This window comes from Streptococcus oralis SK610 (genome assembly GCF_000257455.1).
GTDB lineage: Bacteria > Bacillota > Bacilli > Lactobacillales > Streptococcaceae > Streptococcus > Streptococcus oralis_CB.
Window position 1 is genome coordinate 69,662 of sequence record NZ_AJKQ01000025.1, and the last position, 19,103, is coordinate 88,764.

The 19,103-nt window shown below is 39.1% G+C and carries 15 protein-coding genes and 1 pseudogene; 4 read left to right on the forward strand and 12 right to left on the reverse strand.

The features are described 5' to 3' along the window. Positions 1-4: 4 nt before the first annotated feature. The 10 genes from HMPREF1115_RS09575 to HMPREF1115_RS09620 all read right to left on the reverse strand — a co-directional run bounded on the left by HMPREF1115_RS09575 (position 5) and on the right by HMPREF1115_RS09620 (position 11,662). Positions 5-841, reverse strand: a complete 837-nt coding sequence (locus HMPREF1115_RS09575) for a LicD family protein (protein WP_001280056.1) — start codon at positions 839-841, stop codon at positions 5-7. Between the two features lie 85 nt (positions 842-926). Next, positions 927-2,144, reverse strand: coding sequence for a hypothetical protein (locus HMPREF1115_RS09580; protein WP_000780144.1), 1,218 nt, complete (start codon positions 2,142-2,144; stop codon positions 927-929). A 19-nt stretch (positions 2,145-2,163) separates the two neighbouring features. Next, positions 2,164-2,958, reverse strand: coding sequence for a DUF4422 domain-containing protein (locus HMPREF1115_RS09585; RefSeq protein WP_000047470.1), 795 nt, complete (start codon positions 2,956-2,958; stop codon positions 2,164-2,166). A gap of 176 nt (positions 2,959-3,134) precedes the next feature. Continuing rightward, positions 3,135-3,728 carry a sugar transferase gene (locus HMPREF1115_RS09590; RefSeq protein ID WP_232501621.1) on the reverse strand — a complete coding sequence of 198 codons (594 nt, stop codon included), beginning with the start codon at positions 3,726-3,728 and terminating at the stop codon, positions 3,135-3,137. 97 nt (positions 3,729-3,825) lie between these two features. Continuing rightward, positions 3,826-4,509: a tyrosine-protein kinase gene (locus tag HMPREF1115_RS09595; protein WP_001142498.1), complete on the reverse strand. Its 684-nt coding sequence runs from the start codon at positions 4,507-4,509 to the stop codon at positions 3,826-3,828. Between the two features lie 9 nt (positions 4,510-4,518). Further along, positions 4,519-5,211: a capsular polysaccharide biosynthesis protein CpsC gene (gene cpsC / locus HMPREF1115_RS09600; protein WP_000664128.1), complete on the reverse strand. Its 693-nt coding sequence runs from the start codon at positions 5,209-5,211 to the stop codon at positions 4,519-4,521. A gap of 8 nt (positions 5,212-5,219) precedes the next feature. Continuing rightward, positions 5,220-5,951: a capsular polysaccharide biosynthesis protein Cps4B gene (gene cps4B / locus HMPREF1115_RS09605; RefSeq protein ID WP_000565331.1), complete on the reverse strand. Its 732-nt coding sequence runs from the start codon at positions 5,949-5,951 to the stop codon at positions 5,220-5,222. A gap of 1 nt (position 5,952) precedes the next feature. Next, positions 5,953-7,398, reverse strand: coding sequence for an LCP family glycopolymer transferase CpsA (gene cpsA, locus HMPREF1115_RS09610; RefSeq protein ID WP_000091219.1), 1,446 nt, complete (start codon positions 7,396-7,398; stop codon positions 5,953-5,955). Between the two features lie 191 nt (positions 7,399-7,589). After that, positions 7,590-9,551: a peptide ABC transporter substrate-binding protein gene (locus HMPREF1115_RS09615; protein WP_000594268.1), complete on the reverse strand. Its 1,962-nt coding sequence runs from the start codon at positions 9,549-9,551 to the stop codon at positions 7,590-7,592. Positions 9,552-9,694: 143 nt separating this feature from the next. Continuing rightward, on the reverse strand, positions 9,695-11,662 hold the full coding sequence (locus HMPREF1115_RS09620; RefSeq protein WP_000837395.1) for a peptide ABC transporter substrate-binding protein: 1,968 nt from the start codon (positions 11,660-11,662) through the stop codon (positions 9,695-9,697). A gap of 362 nt (positions 11,663-12,024) precedes the next feature. Here HMPREF1115_RS09620 and HMPREF1115_RS12225 point away from each other — a divergent pair, with 362 nt between their 5' ends. Together HMPREF1115_RS12225 and HMPREF1115_RS11975 are read left to right on the forward strand one after the other, a co-directional pair. Further along, positions 12,025-12,168 carry a hypothetical protein gene (locus tag HMPREF1115_RS12225; RefSeq protein WP_000640659.1) on the forward strand — a complete coding sequence of 48 codons (144 nt, stop codon included), beginning with the start codon at positions 12,025-12,027 and terminating at the stop codon, positions 12,166-12,168. 240 nt (positions 12,169-12,408) lie between these two features. Beyond that, positions 12,409-12,798 (forward strand): annotated as a pseudogene (locus tag HMPREF1115_RS11975) (IS3 family transposase); the annotation flags it as partial. Between the two features lie 60 nt (positions 12,799-12,858). On the opposite strand, the gene HMPREF1115_RS09630 reads toward HMPREF1115_RS11975, so the two are convergent. After that, positions 12,859-14,469 (reverse strand): glycoside hydrolase family 13 protein, encoded by a 1,611-nt coding sequence (locus tag HMPREF1115_RS09630; protein WP_001156780.1) that lies wholly within the window; start codon positions 14,467-14,469, stop codon positions 12,859-12,861. A gap of 152 nt (positions 14,470-14,621) precedes the next feature. On the opposite strand from HMPREF1115_RS09630, the gene HMPREF1115_RS09635 reads away from it, so the two are divergent. Further along, on the forward strand, positions 14,622-16,106 hold the full coding sequence (locus HMPREF1115_RS09635) for a DUF1846 domain-containing protein (protein ID WP_000743594.1): 1,485 nt from the start codon (positions 14,622-14,624) through the stop codon (positions 16,104-16,106). A 91-nt stretch (positions 16,107-16,197) separates the two neighbouring features. Beyond that, complete coding sequence (locus HMPREF1115_RS09640; RefSeq protein ID WP_000032554.1) at positions 16,198-16,680, forward strand: S-ribosylhomocysteine lyase; 483 nt, start codon at positions 16,198-16,200, stop codon at positions 16,678-16,680. A gap of 59 nt (positions 16,681-16,739) precedes the next feature. On the opposite strand, the gene HMPREF1115_RS09645 is transcribed toward HMPREF1115_RS09640, so the two are convergent. After that, positions 16,740-18,845, reverse strand: coding sequence for an ATP-dependent Clp protease ATP-binding subunit (locus tag HMPREF1115_RS09645; protein WP_001063448.1), 2,106 nt, complete (start codon positions 18,843-18,845; stop codon positions 16,740-16,742). Positions 18,846-19,103 lie beyond the last annotated feature (258 nt).

Genomic DNA, 19,103 nt, shown 5'->3' on the forward strand with positions numbered 1-19,103 from the left:
TAAACTACACTTCCCCTTCATTTTCACCCAGTGATATAATCTCGTAGTGGTGAAGAGTCCTTTTATCTTCTGGTGGCAATTGCATATAATCCGCTCCGTAAATGGCTGTTAGATATTCTTTGTATTTGCAAGGGCAACAAAGTTTAAGATCTTCAAACTGTAATAGGACTGGTTCTCCAAAGTAATCACTTGGTACTATCTCTTTTAATTTGTAGGCTCCCGTATAATTTCCTGCATAAGCTTCATCAAACGAATATTTTTTTATCGTTTGTAAATATTTTTTCTGAGCCCATGTAAAGGAAATAATCTTCTCAATATTAACAGCATTCGCAAAAGCAATAATTATCTTTTCAATGAATGGCCGATTTTCTTTTTTCTGATTCACCAAACTATTGAATTGCGAGAGTTGAACCATCATCCTTGCGTACAAGTATCTCAAAGAATGAATTTTTTTCTTTAAAACATTAGAAGGCATACCATCCAACGGAAAAATGTCTATCCACAAACTCTCTACCAATTCTTCTTTACTATAATTCATGATGATTTTTGTAGAATCATCTCGGATCACAGAGAAAGCTTTTTTGTAATTTAATGTATCTTCGCTTAAAAACTTGTAGTTTTCTGGTAAGACATTTGAAGCTATTTTTTTAAACTTTTCATAATCTTCTCTCGGCATACCGATATCGATGTCATCATCCCAAGGTATGAAACCTTTATGACGTACCGCTCCTAACAAGGTCCCACCTAGAGCATAGTAGGTTAGGTTATTTTCTTCGCAAATATTAATAAACTCTTTCAAAATAGATAATATCTTATCTTGAATGATTTTGATATCCGACATACTTTCCTCCTATATAAATCGAAATAAAACCGTCTTTCCAGCCTATGCTCTTTTAAGTTCTTGTTAAATACTTCTTACCATTTCACTATACAATTCTTTCAGACGAACGTCCCCCTAGATCTTCATCGCTTTCATCAGAAAACTGATAATCCGGGTTTATTAAAACACCTACCAATATCCAAAAAATATTGTTATGAAGATACAAATTCAAATCATCAACCATAGAGTGAAAACTCATTAATATCAAAATCAGAGCAAGAATCCACTGGCGTTTCTTAATGACTTTAAGTAGTGTCAAAGATAGAACTGAGACCATTAATCCCAGGATGAGTAGGCCAAATCTCTGTAAAATTTGGACGTACAAATTGTCCACATACAGATAGGTCTGATAGTTTCTAACACCTTCAACAGTCAGACCATTCCCATTCCAGTAAACTGGTCGTCCAAAAAATCCAAAACCATAGAGATTTAAAGATTTATTAGCCAAGTATATCCGACCACCTAACATATGATTCACTTTAAAAAGAAGATCATTGATAAAAGAATGACTTGAATTGAGATAGGTAACGGAGATCCAAAAACTAATAACTGCATTTACAATAAAGGTTGGTTTAAAAGCTTTAAACACATATCCTAACTTTGAAAATAGTTTCGGAAACCATTTTATTAACAAACTGCATGCCAGCAATACACAGGAACTATAAAATGTTAAACGAGAATCCGTTTGATCATATACCCAATAAACAGAAAGAGCTAACAGTAGCCATTGCCAGTAATGGATTTTGTTTTGCTTTAAATAAAACACAATAGCAACTATATTCATCAGTAAAATAGAAGGAAATAGAGCATATCTAAAGCCTAGGTAGGCCCGTACTCGAGGACCAGAAATTTCTATATAGTTCGTTATGATTCCTAATCTTGCGCTTATGATAACAAAAAACAACAAGCACATACTAACGACTAATGAAGTTTTCGCCACCTTCTTAAAGGGAATATCTCGTAAAGTATAAATAAATAATATACTTAAAGGAAGTTCTGAACTGAGAGATGTCATTTTCCCCACTATAAAATAAATTAAAATCGTTGCAAACAAACCAATGAGAGCTCTATAATCATATTTTCTCTTAAACGACTCTTTTATAACCAAAAGAAAGAGGGAAAAAGCTATCGCTAATTTATAAACTGTTCCAGGCAGATACCGAGCATAAAAAGTTACATTTAATATCGAAACCGTTAAAAATATCCCTAAAGCAACAAGAGCCAAAAGTTCTGGTACAGATTTTATTTTTAGTACTAATTTCATTCTTATTATTCATCCCTATCTAAAAACTCTGTCCATATTTTTTTCCAAAGAATTTTGCTTGTAAAAAGGACTTCCCTTTTTGAATCAAATCGATTTTTTCCATATAAATGAACGGAATCTCTTTTACCCGCAAATCTTGTTTTGCCAACCAAACATTAAACAAGCGTTCGCTGATTCTACCAAATAATCTAGCTTCAAAAGCAGAATAATCTGTTATATCTAATTTTTTATATAGTTCATCAATAATTGGGAATAACCATTCACAATAAGCCGTCACATTCTCTTTAGACATGATAAACATATTGAACATATACCCACTGCGTTGTTTCATTATACTATCAAATGTTTCAACGTATTCTGGGCTTATCTCACTTATAATCTGACGCGTTATATCTAAATGCTTAGCATCGTGTGTATGAGAATAGTGCGAGTATAGAGTTTCAATGTAATACTTCCGTTTTTGGGGTACGATAACATCATAATTCGACATCAAGTTTTTCACTTCTGATTTTGAAAGGATAATATCATCCATACTGATTGCTTCACTATATGATTGTCTTTTTGATGTGAAATATCGACGATAATGTACTAATCCAAGATAATCACATTCTAAATTTTTCCATGCCCAATACAATCCCGTCAATTCGCAATAATAAGGATTAAGGTGAGAAATATGAACTCCTTGATTATCTGGTTGATAACCTAAATCTCCCTTCCCCTCACTGCCAACTTGGATAGGGACGTACAATTCCTTATCCTCCGGCATTTGAAATCTTTTATGTGTCGCAATTATTATTTTAAACGTTTTAGACATTTCTATATCCTAATTCAATTTCCTTCATTTGTTACTATCTTAATAATCTTTTATTCCAAATAGTTCACCACTAAAACTATCTTGACCCGAAAAGATGAAATTGAATACAAAAGGATATCTTTAGTATTCAATTTCATCTTTATATATTCCGCTCCATATCGACTCAGCTTGACTTTTCAATGCGCCCCTTCACGAGATAACACTCTTTTAATGGTCAAAAAGAAGATTTTGATATCTAACCGTAAAGACTGATTTCTAGGATAATATAATTCCATCTCACAACGTTCAGGATAATATACTCCACTCCTACCAGAAACTTGCCATATCCCTGTAATCCCAGGACGAACAGACAATAAAATTTCCTGTTCATCCTCGGTATATTCGTCTAGTTCATTTTCAAGAATTGGTCTTGGACCAATAAGACTCATATCACCTAGTAGTACATTTATAAACTGTGGAACCTCATCAATACTTGTTTTTCTTATAAAATCTCCAATATTTGTAAGTCGTGGATCCTCATTTGGTGGCAATTTATAGCTATTCTTTTTATACTTTTCATAAAGTTCCTTATTCGAAATCAGAATTTCTTCTGCATTCTCGACCATCGACCTAAACTTAATGATTTTAAATTTTTTCCCTCTGAGACCTGCTCTGCACTGTGTAAAAAATATACTTCCTTTGTAACCTTTCATTTTATAGATTACAAAGATGACCAGAGAACAGGGTAAAACTATAAATACCGTTCCAAACAAGCCGATAAATACATCCATAGACCTTTTGAAGGCAATATAGATGATCTTGTTTTGTTTCACCTAAAACTCCCCCTTGTAATAATCCCCTTAGATAATTCTCCAACTACATGATTCCCTACTTTTTCCCATAGTTCCCATATGCTCCATAGGAGCCATATTTTTCAACTGAAGTATTAAATTTATTTAGAACTACTCCTAGAAATGGTTTGCTTGTTTGTTCGAGTTGTTCTTTAGCTTTTTGGACATCACGACGATTGGTTTCACCAGCAGCAGTTACCAAAACAGAAGCGTCACACTGTTGCGTGATAATCGCCGCATCGATAACAACTCCAATCGGGGCAGTATCTACGACGATGTAGTCAAAGTACTTGCGTAAGGTGTCAATCATGGTCGCAAAATTTTCACTTTGTAATAAAGCTGTTGGGTTTGGTGATACAGAGCCCGCTTGAATGACAAACAAATTTTCAACATTGGTTTCACATAAACCTTGTGATAGATCTGTCGTCCCAGATAAAAACTCTGTTAGACCTGTAATCTTTTCCCGTGATTTAAAGACACCTGACATGACTGAATTACGGATGTCCGCATCAATCAACAGTGTCTTATAGCCTGCACGCGCGAAAGCCCAAGCAATATTGGTAGAAGTTGTTGATTTTCCTTCCCCTGGTTTAACGGATGTGATCGAAATAACTTGCAGGTTATTCCCACTCAATTGAATATTAGTGCGAAGGGCATTGTAGTACTCTTCTGCTTTTCTTGCCTGATCCAATTTTTTATGTGCAATCTCTAACGTTGGCATTTTTCTCTCCTATTTCAATTTATCCAAATTTGGAACTACTCCCAATAGTGCAATTTGCATCACGTCCTCAATATCTTCTGGACGTTTCACTCGTGTATCCAAAATCTCAACAAGGAGAACTGTGACAACCATCACAACCGCTCCCGCAAGGAATCCAACCATGGTATTGCGACGAATGTTTGGTGAAGATGGTGATGTTGCTGGGCGTGCTTCTTCAAGCGTTGTCACATCCGAAACGCGAGTGACGCTGATAATCTTTTGAGCCGCAACCTCTCTCAAAGAGTTGGCGATACGGCTAGCTTCCTCAGGTGCACGATCTGTAACAGAAATCGATACAATACGCGTATCCACTGGAACTGTTACCTTGATTTTACTAGCTAGACCTTTTGGAGGGAGTTCTAGTTTCAAATCAGTCGCAACCTTCTCTAAAACGTCTTGCGAGAGAATGATTTCACGATAGTCTTTTACCAAGTAAGATCCCGCTTGCAAGTCTTGGTTGGTCAAACCAGGCTTATCTCCCTGATTACGATTGACCACATAAATTCGGGTCGTACTCGTAAACTCCGGCTTCACAATAAAACTACTGTAGGCAAAAGCTACTGTCCCTGTCACGAATGCTACCAAAGCAATTAACAATTTTCGTTTCCAAAGGATTTTAAGCAAGTGAAATACATCGATTTCCATCATATTTTGTTCTTTCATTTTTTCTCCTAAATCAATTGATCCATTATTATTTTTCGGGGATTATCCTTAAAAAGTTCCTTAGCCTTATCTTCACTGTATTTTTGGGCAATGATATCATAGGCTTCCTCCATATGAGGAGGTCTGTGATCCAAGTTGTGCATATCACTTGCTATCACGTGAACCAGATCTCGTTCCAAGAAATACTGGGCTCTCTTTTTCATAAATTTATAGGTTTCTCCGAAGAGTTTTGGTTTCAAAACATGAGAACTATTAACCTGAGTATAACATCCCATGTCAATTAGCTCTCGCACGCGCTTTTCATTGTTTTCTAAAGCATCGTAACGTTCAATGTGGGCAATGACGGGTGTAATGCCTAACATTAGAATATTACTCAGCCCCTTATGCATATCCCGATAGGGTGTGTTCATACTAAACTCAATCAAAGCATAGCGACTGTCGTTGAGGGTTGGGATTAATTTCTTTTCTAACTTCTCAACAACATCCGGCGTATAGTAGATTTCTGCCCCATAGGCAATGATTAAGTCATCCGCAACTTCCTTAGCCATTTCTCTCACCTTCAAAAAGTTAGTTGCGATTTTTTCTTCAGGAGTTTCAAACATCCCTTTTCGTCTATGCGAAGTGGAAACAATTGTTCGCACTCCTTGACTGTAGGCCTCTCTAAGAAGTTTTTTACTTTCCTCTATCGACTTTGGACCATCATCCACATCAAAAACGATGTGCGAATGGATATCTATCATGCTACTTGCCCTCCATCACATCATTGATAGCAGCTTTGGCAGCAGCCAAACTACTATCGTCGATTTCCATCATGTAGAGGTTGCTATCTGGCATGGCGTAAGAAGGAAGATCCGTGCGTCCAGTTCCCTTCAAATCTTGAGAGTTGACTTTGTAGTTCCCGCCACTCTCCAATTGAGTATTAACCAGATCCATCATGGTTTCCAAAGGCATATTGGTCTGAAGAGAATCTTGCAATCCCTTGATGATGTTATCGTAGTTTTTTAAAGCCTCAGTTGAAGTTAATTTCTGAATAACAGCAACAATGACCTTCTGTTGGTTCCGACCACGGTCACGATCTCCATCTGCTAGAGAGTAGCGCTCACGAACAAAACCAAGAGCCTGCTCAGAGTCTAGATGGACATTCCCAACAGGATAATACTTCCCGTTAGTATGTGCTGTAAACTCCTGATCATTATAGACATCAACACCACCTAAAAGGTCAATCAATTTCAAGAAAGAAGTGAAGTTCAAGCGAACATAGTAGTTAATATCCACACCATAGAGATTTTCCAAAGTATGAATTGATGAGTCCACTCCATAAATCCCAGCGTGAGTCAATTTATCCTTTTGATTATTTCCCCCATCCGCAATCGGAACATAGGAATCTCGAGGAGTTGTAGTGAGAAGAATTTTCTTGGTGTCTCGGTTCACAGTCATTAGAATATTCACATCTGAACGCGAAACGGAACTAATCGGTCCATAGGTATCAATACCGCTCACATAAATATTGAAAGCTTTATTCTTCGATACCTTTGGTGCCGCAACATCCTTAGTTAATTTTTTTGTATAGATTTTTTTGATTTTTGAAGCATAATCTGGATACTCTGCTTCGATGATGTTTTCAAAGACACTATTTAAGACAATCGCCTTTGCCTCACCTGAAATCAAACTCTTATAGGCTGCTAGATATGACGCACTTTGTTCAACTGTCAAATCTTTACTCTGTGTCGTCTTAATATCCGCCACCAACTTTTGGATATTATCATTATCTGTTTCAGTCGGACCTGTTACACTATCCAACTGGGTCACATTGTTGATTTCACTGTCTTTTAAAACGACCACACTCATCGAATACTCTGAGTAGTTTGAGGTCGCATTGATATGATTTGTAAAACCGACAAACTGCTGCAAAGCATAGAGAGAAACCGAGCTAACTACGATAGCAAGTGTCAAAAAGAAAGCCGTAAACTTCTCAGCTTTCTTATACACTATCAGAAGGATTGCAATTACAGCAGAAATAAAAATAAGAACCGCAGTAAGAATATTGAGGTATCGAAAAGCTAAGATATTATGTTTGAAAATTAAGAACAATAAAAAACCACTCAATAATAAATAAATGGTTGATAAAGCTATATTAATATTTCGTTTTACATTCCCTAAACGAGCTCTCTTTGAACGTCTACTCATGATAATCCCCTATACACGTTAATAGTTATAAATATTATATCACAATTATGATGGAAATTCCATCCATCCTTTCTATTTTCAGCGTTTTCATTCGCTTTTATTCTCTTAAATTGCTCTAAAATATGAGCAAAGTTCTGAATGCTATTCTAGACAAAAAGACAAGGCGCTCGGAGGCAACCTTGTCTGTAATCTTATTTTACGTGGTTTTCAAACTCTTTCTGGCTCTTTTCGATAGCCTTTTTACTTTCTTCTTCCCACTTAGCCTTGGCTTCATCAAATTGTTTCTTGGTAACAGGGTCTTTTTGCAATCTCATGTACTTATAATTATTTCCGTCACCCTTGATACCTACTAGGGAGTAGGCACGTGTAAACGGAGTTACTTTGGTTACAGAGGCTGTACCACCATTTGACATCGCAGACATGACTAGAGAATTGTCAATCATCCAAGCTTGAGCTTCAGCGTATTTTTCATAACGCTTAGCGACATCTTTATTCTCAGCATCTGCTTCTTTCAAGAGTTGTGTATAGGTATCGAGCCCCAAACTCTTAATGAGCTCTTGGTCTTCCTTGGCATCAAGGCCAAAAATTTTGAGATAGAAGCCAGTTTCAGCATTGAAGGGGTCTAGATAAGTTGATGGATCTTGGTAATCACCAACCCAACCATCAAAGTTTAGGTCGTAGTCACGAGCTGCTGGATTTGGTGCTAGGAAGGCAACATTTCCAAAGTCATCTGTAGAAAGCTGTTGAACATCAATGACGATATTGTCAGAACCTAGTACTGTTTCAAGGGTTTGTTTAACCGAGTTCATACCAGAAACCGCATTTTTATTTGTCTGATCGACAGGGACATCCAAACGGATTGGGAAAGTCACGCCTTGGGCTTCCAATTCCTTTTTAGCTTCCGCAAATTTTGCTTGGGCCTTTTCCTTGTTAAAGTAAGCATCTTGAGCGTCTGCCAAATTGATGCCTGACCACTCAGTTCCATAGTTCACAAGCTTAGAAGCTGTTACTTCTCCAAAGGTCTTATCTCCCACCTGAACAAATGTTGGGGGAACCAAAGTATTACGAAGGGTTTTGCTCGCTGCTTCTTCACCGTTAGATTGAGCAGAGTAGGCTGTTCGATCAATTCCAAAGTTGATAGCCTGACGGAAATTTTTATTTAAGATAGCTGTTTGAGCTGATTTCTTTTGGTCGTCCGTTGTTTTAGCGGTATGATTATAGGTTTTGCGGTTGACATTAAAGTTAAAGTACCAAGATGTCTTGTCTTGTAAGCTATAGACGATATTGTCTTGGTATTTTTCTTTTGTCTTAGCATAGTTCGAACTATTTGGGTAGACTCCTGCAATCGAGTAAGCACCACTTTCAAAGTTTCGAATGGTCATCTCCTGATCTGACCCATCAAAGTAGGCTAACTTAACTTTTTCAATGGTTACTTTATCATGGTCATAATAGTGTGGATTCTTCACATATTCGATCGAAGATTTTGATGTGAAATCTTTTAACAGATATGGACCATTATAAAGGATACTGTCTGGTGTCAAGGTACCAAAATCTTTATCCTTTGATTTCAAGAACTCTTCGTTGACCGGGAAAAGAATACTATTGGTTGTCTTAGAGTTCCAATAAGGTTCTGGTCGGGTCAAAGTGTACTCGACTGTGTAATCATCCAAGGCTTTGACACCGACAGTTGAAAAGTCATTGGTCACACCCGTCACATAGTCATTCAATCCCTTGATTGAATTTTGGATCAGATCCATGGCTTGCCCCTTGTTGTCCGCGGCATATTTGATTCCAGTGACAAAATCCTGAGCTTTGACTGAAGCATATTCCTCACCATCAGCCGTATACCACTTGGCATCTTTTCTAAGCTTGTAGGTATAGGTCAAACCATCTGATGAAACTGACCAATCCTCAGCTAGAGCTGGCGTTAGATTCCCATAGCTGTCATTTTCTAACAAACCATCTACGAGATTGGTAATAACGGCAGTGTTATCTGCATAATAATCTAGAAGATAGTTAAAAGTTGTCGGATTCGCACTAAATGTTGATGAATAAGTGCTAGTATCTGTGTTGGACTGTCCACATGCCGAGAGCAAAATCCCTGTCGCTAAGACAAGACCTGTCCCGATTAGTCTTTTTTTCATTTTGATCATCACTCACTCCTTTATGTCACTTTTTATAACATAACCATATTTTATCAAATTTATTCAAAAATGTAAAGTTACTGCTTTTATGACAACTGGTGTCTCAAAACAAAAAAGGAAGCGCAGTTTCCTGCACCTTCCTTTCTTATAGATTATTTAACGTGTTTTTCTAGCTCTTTTTGGTATTTGGCATTTGTTTCGATTTTTTCTTTTTGCCATTTCTTGAAGGCTTCTTCGTATTCTTTTGCAGTCACAACATCATTTTGCAACTCCAAACCTTTGAACACAAATGGGTCTCCCTTGATCCCGACTTGAGAGTAAGCTTTTGTGAATGGTACAGTACGGCTAACCGTTGGAGAACCACCTGAAGAAGCAACTGGGATTAAGAGCGAGCTGTCTGACACCCAAGCTTGAGCTTTGGCGTATTTTTCATAACGCTTATTAAGGTCGCTGGTTTCAGCTGCAGCATCATCCAAGAGTTTCTTGTATTCGTCCAGTCCAACTTGAGCCATCACTTCTGGATCTTTTCCGCGAGTGATTCCCAAGTGTTTAAGGGCAGAACCCTTCTTGGCATCAAGAATGTTGAGGTAGGTAGCTGGGTCTTGATAGTCTGGTCCCCAACCAGTTCCGTTCAAGTCATAGTCTTTTTGAGATGGCACCTTGGCTTGAGACGTAATGCTAATTTTTTCATTATCTGTCATTTGAAGGACATCGACAATGACATTCTCTGTACCAAGTGATGATTCGATTGACTGCTTGAGTGAGTTGGTTTGTTGAACCGCGATTACATCTGTTTGTTCAACCGGGATATCCAAATGGATTGGGAAGGTAACCCCCTTGGCTTGCAATTCTTCTTTGGATTTAGCAAAGGCTGCCTTAGCTTTTTCAGGACTGTAAATCGTATCCTTGCCATCTGTAAGGGCTACATCTTTCCATTGGTCTCCATATGAAACGAGCTCTGCCTGTGCCAACTCTCCAAAGGTCTTTTCACCTACTTGAACGTAGTCATGAGGCACTAGGCTGTTACGGATAATCTTGTTCGCACCTTCTTCACCATTCAACTGAGCAGTATAAGAGTGACGGTCAAGGGCAAAGTTCAGCGCCTGACGGAAGTTCTTATTAAGAAGAGCTTCTTTCGTTGATGTTTTTTGAGCTTCATCTGTTTTAGCTGTTTTATTGTAAGACTGGCGGTTTACGTTAACAGTGAGGTAGTAGCTTGTCGCTTCTTGTGGACTGTAAACAATCTTATCGCCGTACTCTTGTTTAGTTGACTCAAAGTTTGAGCTTGTTGGGAAGAGACGGGCAGTTGTATAAGAACCTTGTGTAAAGCTACGAATCAAAGATTCTTGGTCTGATCCATCGTAGAAGGTTAGTTTAATATTGTCAATCTTGACATTATCCTTATCCCAGTAGTTTGGATTCTTTTCATATTCAATGACTGATTTTGAAGTCAATGATTTCAAGAAATATGGACCATTATATAGAATACCTGATGGGGTTGGTGCACCATAGTCGCTCCCTTTAGAATTTAAAAATTCTTCATTAACCGGAAGCATGGTTGCAGTTGTGACCTTAGAGTTCCAGAAACTTTCTGGTTTGTTGAGCGTGTATTCTACCGTGTAATCATCAACAGCTTTAACTCCTACTGTAGAGAAATCATTGCTCTCACCACTAACATACTCTGCCAAACCTTTGATAGAATCCTGAATCAAAGAAAGACCATCTGATTTTCCGTCAGCAGCATGTTTCAGCCCAGTAACAAAGTCTTTGGCCTTAACTTCAGCGTATTCTTCCCCATCAGAAGTATACCATTTTACACCCTTACGAAGTTTGTAGGTGTAAGTCAAACCATCCTTTGAAACAGACCAGTCTTCTGCAAGTGATGGAATTAAGTTCCCATACTTATCATTTTCCAAAAGACCATCAACAACGTTTGCTATAACGTCAGAGGTTGAGCTCTTGCTCGTCACACTATAGTCCAAAGAAGATGGATCCATAGCGTAGACATAAGAGAATGTTTTGGGAGCATCCGCTTTCTTTTCACTTTGCCCACAAGCAGTTAACAGTAGGGCCGCACTCAAAACAGCACCTGCTCCTAAGAGCCACTTTTTAGATTTCATAAGTAATCTCCTTAAAGATAGTGTTTTCACCATTATACCCTATTTTCTCATAAAAGCAAGAACTTTCGCCAGATTTTTTAGAAAATTCTAACAAATATTTTTAAAAGGGTTTTCTATATAATTTTTAGTGAAAGAACCTCAAGTGTACTGCACCCCAAATGCCTTTTTTACCCCTTTTAAATTTTGAGGGAGTTCCCAATCTCCCTCACCCCACAATTCCTTTTTAGTTCGTTTTCTTTGAAATAATAATATTTTATGGTATAATGTAAGCGTATACATAAAAACTAATTCAGTAGGTGAACTAATAGAATTCATCACTTTAGTTTTTCGGTTCCAATTTGTTTATAGAAAGGAGAATTCTAATGATATATACAAAATTGGTGTTGTTTATTACCTTTCTTGTAATAAGCTTGTTACCTGATAAGATTTTTGGAAAAAATAAAAAAATTTGGAAAATAGTTCTTGCAATATTGATGGCGGCAACAGCATTATCATTTATGTACTAAGTTATTTTAAGAATGTAGGGAAATAAACCCTACATTCTTTCTTTTTAGCTTTTTCCTGTATCACAATGCATTATTTTAAAATACTATATCTTATAATTGTTTTTTGAGTATAAAGGAAACTGTCCCAAGAAGCGTGTGGAGTTTATAGTATCAACATTTCCGATGATATCAATTTTCTCGACTTCGCCTACTTTTACACACTACCATGTGTATCATCCGTTTTGATTATCTCGCACTTTTATCGCATATAATCTTTCAATTTCACCAAATTTATAACAAGTGAAAGCTATGTTAAATCAGGCCTTCAGTGAGGATCATTACACAAATACGATTCTCCATAGCGATCAAGGTTAGCAATACCAACATGATTCTTATCATCGGTTTCTAGAGAATAAGGAAATTCAGCTATCCATGTCGCGCAAGGGTAACAGCCCAGACAACGGTATGATGGAGTCCCTCTTTTGTATTTTGAAATCGGAGTTGTTTTACGGTTATGAGAAGCACTTTAGGTCTTTAGAAGACCTTGAACAAGCAATTGTGAACTACATTAATTACTACAACAACAAACGAATCAAAGTTAAACTAAAAGGACCTAGCTCTGTTCAATACAGAACTAAATCCTTCGGATAAATAAATTGTCTAACTTTTGGGGGTCAGTACAAAGCATCAAAAGCTTGAGGTTTGCTCATTTTAGTCAGTCAGTTCCACACAGAAAGCATCCCATGGAGCCAAGGTTTGTTTTTCAACTGTTTCTTGAGTCACAGTGTTTCCAATCAAGACAGATTTAACTTTTCCTTCTACTGAAAAGTTTTGTTTTTCATTGGACAGGTTAGCCACAACTAAGAAACGACGGTCACCGTCCTTACGGATATAAGCAAAGATCTTGTCACCTGTATCAAGCAATTCAAAGTCAGCTCGAATCAGCCAGCTGTTCTCCTTACGGATTTGAACCAACTTCTGATAGGTATAGAAAATAGAATCTGGATTTGCCAGTGCTTCTTGAACGTTGATTTCTTCGTAGTTTGGATTAACTGCCAACCACGGTTGACCTGTTGAAAAACCAGCATTTTTGCTTTCATCCCATTGCATTGGAGTACGTGCATTATCACGACCAATAACCCGAATGCTGTCCATGATTTCTTCTATCAGAACGCCTTTTTCAAGAGCTTCACGCGCATAGTTGAGGGATTCAATATCTTCTACTTGGTCCAGTGTTTCAAATGGATAGTTTGTCATCCCAATCTCTTCACCCTGATAGATATAAGGTGTCCCTCTCATGAGATGAAGCAAGATTGCAAAGGCTTTGGCAGATTTTTCGCGGTATTCTTGGTCATTTCCCCAGATTGAGACGATACGAGGAAGGTCATGGTTGTTCCAGAAGAGGGAATTCCAGCCATCTTCAACTCCCAACTCTGTCTGCCATTTGTTGAAAATCTCTTTTAACTTAGCGATATTCAGTTCTTTTTGATAGTGCCACTTAGGTTGCCCTTCCTGATATTGAAGACAGATGTGTTCAAACTGGAAGACCATGGACAATTCTTGTCCTTTTGGATCCGAGTAGAGCTTAGCAATCTCTGGCGTGGCTCCCCAGGTCTCTCCTACTGTCAAGAGATTCTTATCTCCAAAGGTCGCCTGATTCATTTCCTTGAGATAGGGATGGAGCATGGGACCATTATTGACTACTTTCTCATCAGGAATTTTCCCAATCATGTCAATGACATCCATACGGAAACCGCCAATACCTTTATCAATCCAGAAGTTCATCATCTCGTAAATTTTCTGGCGCAGTTTTTCATTCTCCCAGTTGAGGTCAGGCTGTTTCTTGCTGAAAAAGTGGAGATAGTATTGACCCGACTTTTCATCGTATTCCCAAGCAGACCCACTAAAGATAGACTCCAAATCATTGGGCTCATCTCGCCAGATATAGTAGTCTCGCTCAGGGCTGTCAGAATTCTCACAGGCTTCGACAAACCAGGCGTGTTCATCCGAGGTATGATTGACCACCAAGTCCATGATAATTCGAATATCACGCTTCTTAGCTTCTGCGATGAGTTCATCCATATCCTCCATGGTTCCGAAAATAGCTGCAATCGCTTGATAATCGGCAATATCATAGCCATTATCATCCATCGGACTATCATAAACGGGAGAAAGCCAAATCGCTGTAATCCCTAACTTGGCTAGATAGTCCAACTTACTTGTAATTCCTGGCAAATCGCCAATTCCGTCTCCGTTGCTGTCCATAAAACTCTTTGGATAGACTTGATAGACTACGGCATTATGCCACCATTTTTCTTGCATCTTCTTACCTCATTATTTTAATAATCTATAGTCTATGATAGCGCTTTTCTAAATTTTGTGCAAGCGTTTGCCCAATCTTTTTAATTTCTTTTTTAGCTCCATAGTTTCCTATCTTCCATTTTTTTATTATAATAGAGGTCAGAGGTAAAAAAATGAAAAAACAAGCTTTTAGTTCTGAACAATATTTGAATCTACAGCGCGACCACATTTTGGAGCGCATTAACCAATTTGACGGTAAGCTCTATTTGGAGTTTGGTGGCAAAATGTTAGAAGATTTCCACGCTGCTCGCGTTCTTCCTGGTTATGAGCCTGACAATAAAATCAAGCTCTTGCAAGAATTGAAAGAACAGGTTGAAGTTGTGATCGCCATTAACGCAAGCAACATCGAACATTCCAAAGCACGTGGCGATCTAGGCATTTCTTATGACCAAGAAGTTCTTCGTTTGATTGACAAATTCAATGAGCTGGGAATTTTTGTTGGTTCGGTTGTCATCACACAATACGCTGGACAACCCGCTGCAGATGCCTTCCGCAACCAGTTAGATAAAAACGGGATTGATTCTTATCTTCACTATCCAATCAAAGGATACCCGACTGATATGGACCACATCATTTCTCCAGAAGGCATGGGCAAAAACGACTACATCAAAACCAGTCGCAACTTGATCGTCGTAACAGCTCCTGGACCTGGTTCTGGAAAATTGGCCACTTGTATGTCCAATATGTACCACGACCAACTCAATGGCATCAAGTCTGGTTACGCTAAGTTTGAAACCTTCCCAGTCTGGAACCTGTCCCTTCATCACCCAGTCAACTTGGCCTATGAGGCCGCAACCGCAGACCTTGATGATGTCAACATGATTGACCCCTTCCACCTCCAAACCTACGGAGAAACTACTGTCAACTACAACCGTGATATCGAAATTTTCCCAGTGCTTAAACGTATGTTGGAGCGCATTCTCGGTGAATCTCCATACGCTTCACCAACAGACATGGGTGTCAACATGGTTGGCTTCGCTATTACAGATAATGAGGCTGCTATCGAAGCCTCTAAACAAGAAATCATCCGCCGTTACTATCAAACAGTTCTTGACTTCAAGGCTGAAAAAGTCGGGGAATCTGCTGTCAAGAAGATTGAACTTCTCATGAACGATCTCGGTATCACACCTGCAGACCGTCAGGTTGCTGTCGCAGCACGTCAAAAGGCTGAAGAAACCGGCGGGCCTGCCCTTGCTCTCGAATTGCCATCTGGTGACATTGTCACTGGTAAAAACTCAGAACTCTTTGGCCCTACAGCTGCCGCCTTGATCAACGCCATTAAGAAATCAGCTGATATCGCTAAAGAAGTAAAACTAATCGAGCCTGAAGTTGTCAAACCAATCCAAGGCCTTAAAATCAACCATCTCGGTAGTCGCAATCCACGCCTGCATTCAAATGAAATTCTCATCGCACTTGCAATCACAGCTATGGAAAATCCTGACGCCGCACGTGCCATGGAAGAACTTGGCAACCTCAAAGGAAGCGAAGCCCACTCAACCATCATCTTGACCGATGAAGACAAGAATGTCCTTCGCAAACTAGGCATCAACGTAACCTTTGACCCATACTACCAATACGATCGTTTGTATCGGAAATAATTCAAACCTCTCCTTCATCGGAGAGGTTTTCTCTCTGTTTCATGAGCAGTCTTTATGATATAATGAAAGAAGAAAACTGAAAGGATTTACCATGTCAAAAGAAGTTATTGTTGAAAGTTTTGAACTTGACCACACCATTGTTAAAGCACCCTATGTCCGCTTGATTGGGGAAGAAACAGGGCCAAAGGGAGATGTTATCTCCAACTTTGATATTCGCTTAGTACAACCAAATGAAGACTCAATCCCTACCGCTGGCCTTCACACCATTGAGCATCTCTTAGCCAAACTCATTCGTACCCGTATTGACGGCATGATTGACTGTTCACCATTTGGTTGCCGTACAGGCTTCCACATGATTATGTGGGGTCAACATACCAGTGCTGAAATCGCGGCTGTTATCAAGGATTCGCTCAAGGAAATTGCTGAAACCACTACTTGGGAAGATGTCCCTGGAACAACCATCGAATCTTGCGGAAACTACAAGGACCACAGCCTCTTTTCAGCTAAAGAATGGGCGAAACTCATCCTGGAACAAGGGATCTCAGATGATGCCTTTGAGCGCCATATCATCTAAACACAAAAGGAACCAGCTTTTTAGCTAGTTCCTTCTTTTTTTATTCTCAAAATCTTGTGTTAGGCTTTTTCACGAATGACCAAAACGCCATCTTCCATATCTGCTTCCAGATGCTTGGCATCTAGATGATCCAAGTGGAAGTCCGTCACCTTATCACGAATTTGTTGTTCAACCACGCGACGGAGAGGACGAACACCCATAACTTCGTCATAACCTTCTTCTGTGATAAAGTCCTTAGCTGCTTGGCTGACTTCCAAATCAATGTCTTTCTTAGCCAAGGTTTGGTTGACCTCAGCCAACATCAAGTCTACAATCTTAGAAAGGTCTTCCTTATTTAAGTGTGAGAACTCGATAACTGCGTTAAAGCGGTTAAGGAATTCTGGACGGAAGTATGGTTTCAAACGATCCATTAATTCTGGTTTGTCTGCATCTTCCGTCAAGTTAGCTTCATAGCCAAATCCAGCATTTGATGTTGCGATAATAACAGTGTTTTTGAAGTTCACGGTATTTCCTTGACCATCAGTTAAACGACCGTCATCCAAGACTTGGAGGAGAAGGGTAATGACTTGAGGATCAGCTTTTTCAATCTCATCCAAGAGAATGATAGAGTAAGGATTACGACGAACTCGTTCTGTCAAGGTATTGCTATTGTCATCATACCCCACATAACCTGCAGTTGTACCGATTAATTTAGAAACGGCTGTACGGTCGCTATATTCTGACATGTCCAAACGGATGATGGCATCTTTAGTTCCGAACATATCAAGGGCCAATTGTTTAGCCAACTCAGTTTTACCAACACCAGTAGGCCCTACAAAGAGGAAGCTACCGATTGGGCGGTTCCCTTCGTCAAAGCCTGCACGGTTCCGACGAATCGCTTTGGCCACTGCTTCAACCGCCTTGTCTTGACCGATAACCTTGTGTTCCAAGCGATGAACCATATCTTTCAAACGTTCGATATCTGACGCTCCCATTTGTGACACTGGAATACCTGTCATTCGTTCCACAGATTCAGCCACATCGTTGATGCTTGCAGTCGCTTTCATGTCTTCTGTGTGGTTTTCGACTTTTTTCTCTAATTCAGCAATACGTGTCTTGGCATTGAGAGCTGCTTCAAAATCTTCTGCCTCAACTGCTTTTTCTTGCTTGTCTTTTTCCGCCTCAATCTCCCGTTCAACAGCATGCACATCTGTTACAGGATGTTGAGCTGCCAAGTGAGCTGCCGTTACATCGACAAGGTCGATAGCCTTATCTGGCAAACTACGTTGAGGAATGTATTGGATCGAATAATCCACTGCTGCCTTCAAGACTTCGTCTGGCAAGATAACATTGTGGTGTTGTTGGTAGAGGTCACGAATTCCTTGAAGAATTTTAAAGGTATCCTCTGCTGAAGGAGCATTAACCTTGACTTCGTTGAAACGACGAGCAAGAGCTGCATTCTTCAAGATAGTGTTACGGTATTCATCTTGAGTTGTCGCTCCAATAACCGTCAATTCACCACGGGAGAGAGCTGGCTTGAGAATGTCCGCAAGACCTTTAGAACCACTGTCTCCACCAGTGCTACCAGCGCCAAGGATTTGGTGAATTTCATCAAAGAAGAGGATAATATTCCCTGCTTCTTTTACTTCATTGACTAGATTTTGAACGTTTTCTTCAAAGCTGCCACGGTATTGAGTACCAGCCTCAAGACCTGAGATATCAATAGAAATAATTTCCTTGTTCTTGATGGCAGCTGGAACATCTCCATTCACAATCGCTTGCGCTAGACCTTCGACAACGGCTGTCTTACCAACACCTGCATCTCCGACCAAAACAGGATTGTTCTTGGTACGACGTGAGAGGATTTCAGAAGTTTCTTGAATCTCCTTATTTCGTCCGATAACAGGATCCAACTTGCCCTCACGAGCTTCCGCTGTCAAGTTACGACCTAGTTTAGCAAGGACACCGTCTTGTTTCATACCTGAAGCGTGTTGTTGCATTTGCGCATCAGATTCTGCATTTCCTGGTAATTGCCCCGTTGCACGATACTGAGCAAATTCCTCAGGTGTCACTTCTCGTCCATTAATCAAGTAGCGACGGTTTTCAGAACTGTATCCTCGCATACCACCCATCAATTGGTTAAATAAATCATCCATGTTGTTAAAGTTATTAAAGTTGTTGTTCATATTCTTTACCTCGTTTATTGTTAATTATATGCGATCTCTGATATTGACTATCTTTGACCTTTATTTTAAAAATTTTAGACTAGCTAACTAGCTACCCTACGTATAATTTCTGGTTTTTCTTTCTTAAATAAGCCTTTTATCATCTTCTTTTCAAAGTCTGTTAGATTCAACATAGGCCTCACCCCTTTCTAGGGTATCTATCGTACATTTTCAAGAAATAGAATCATTGAAAATGAAATTTTCTAAGGAATTCATTTT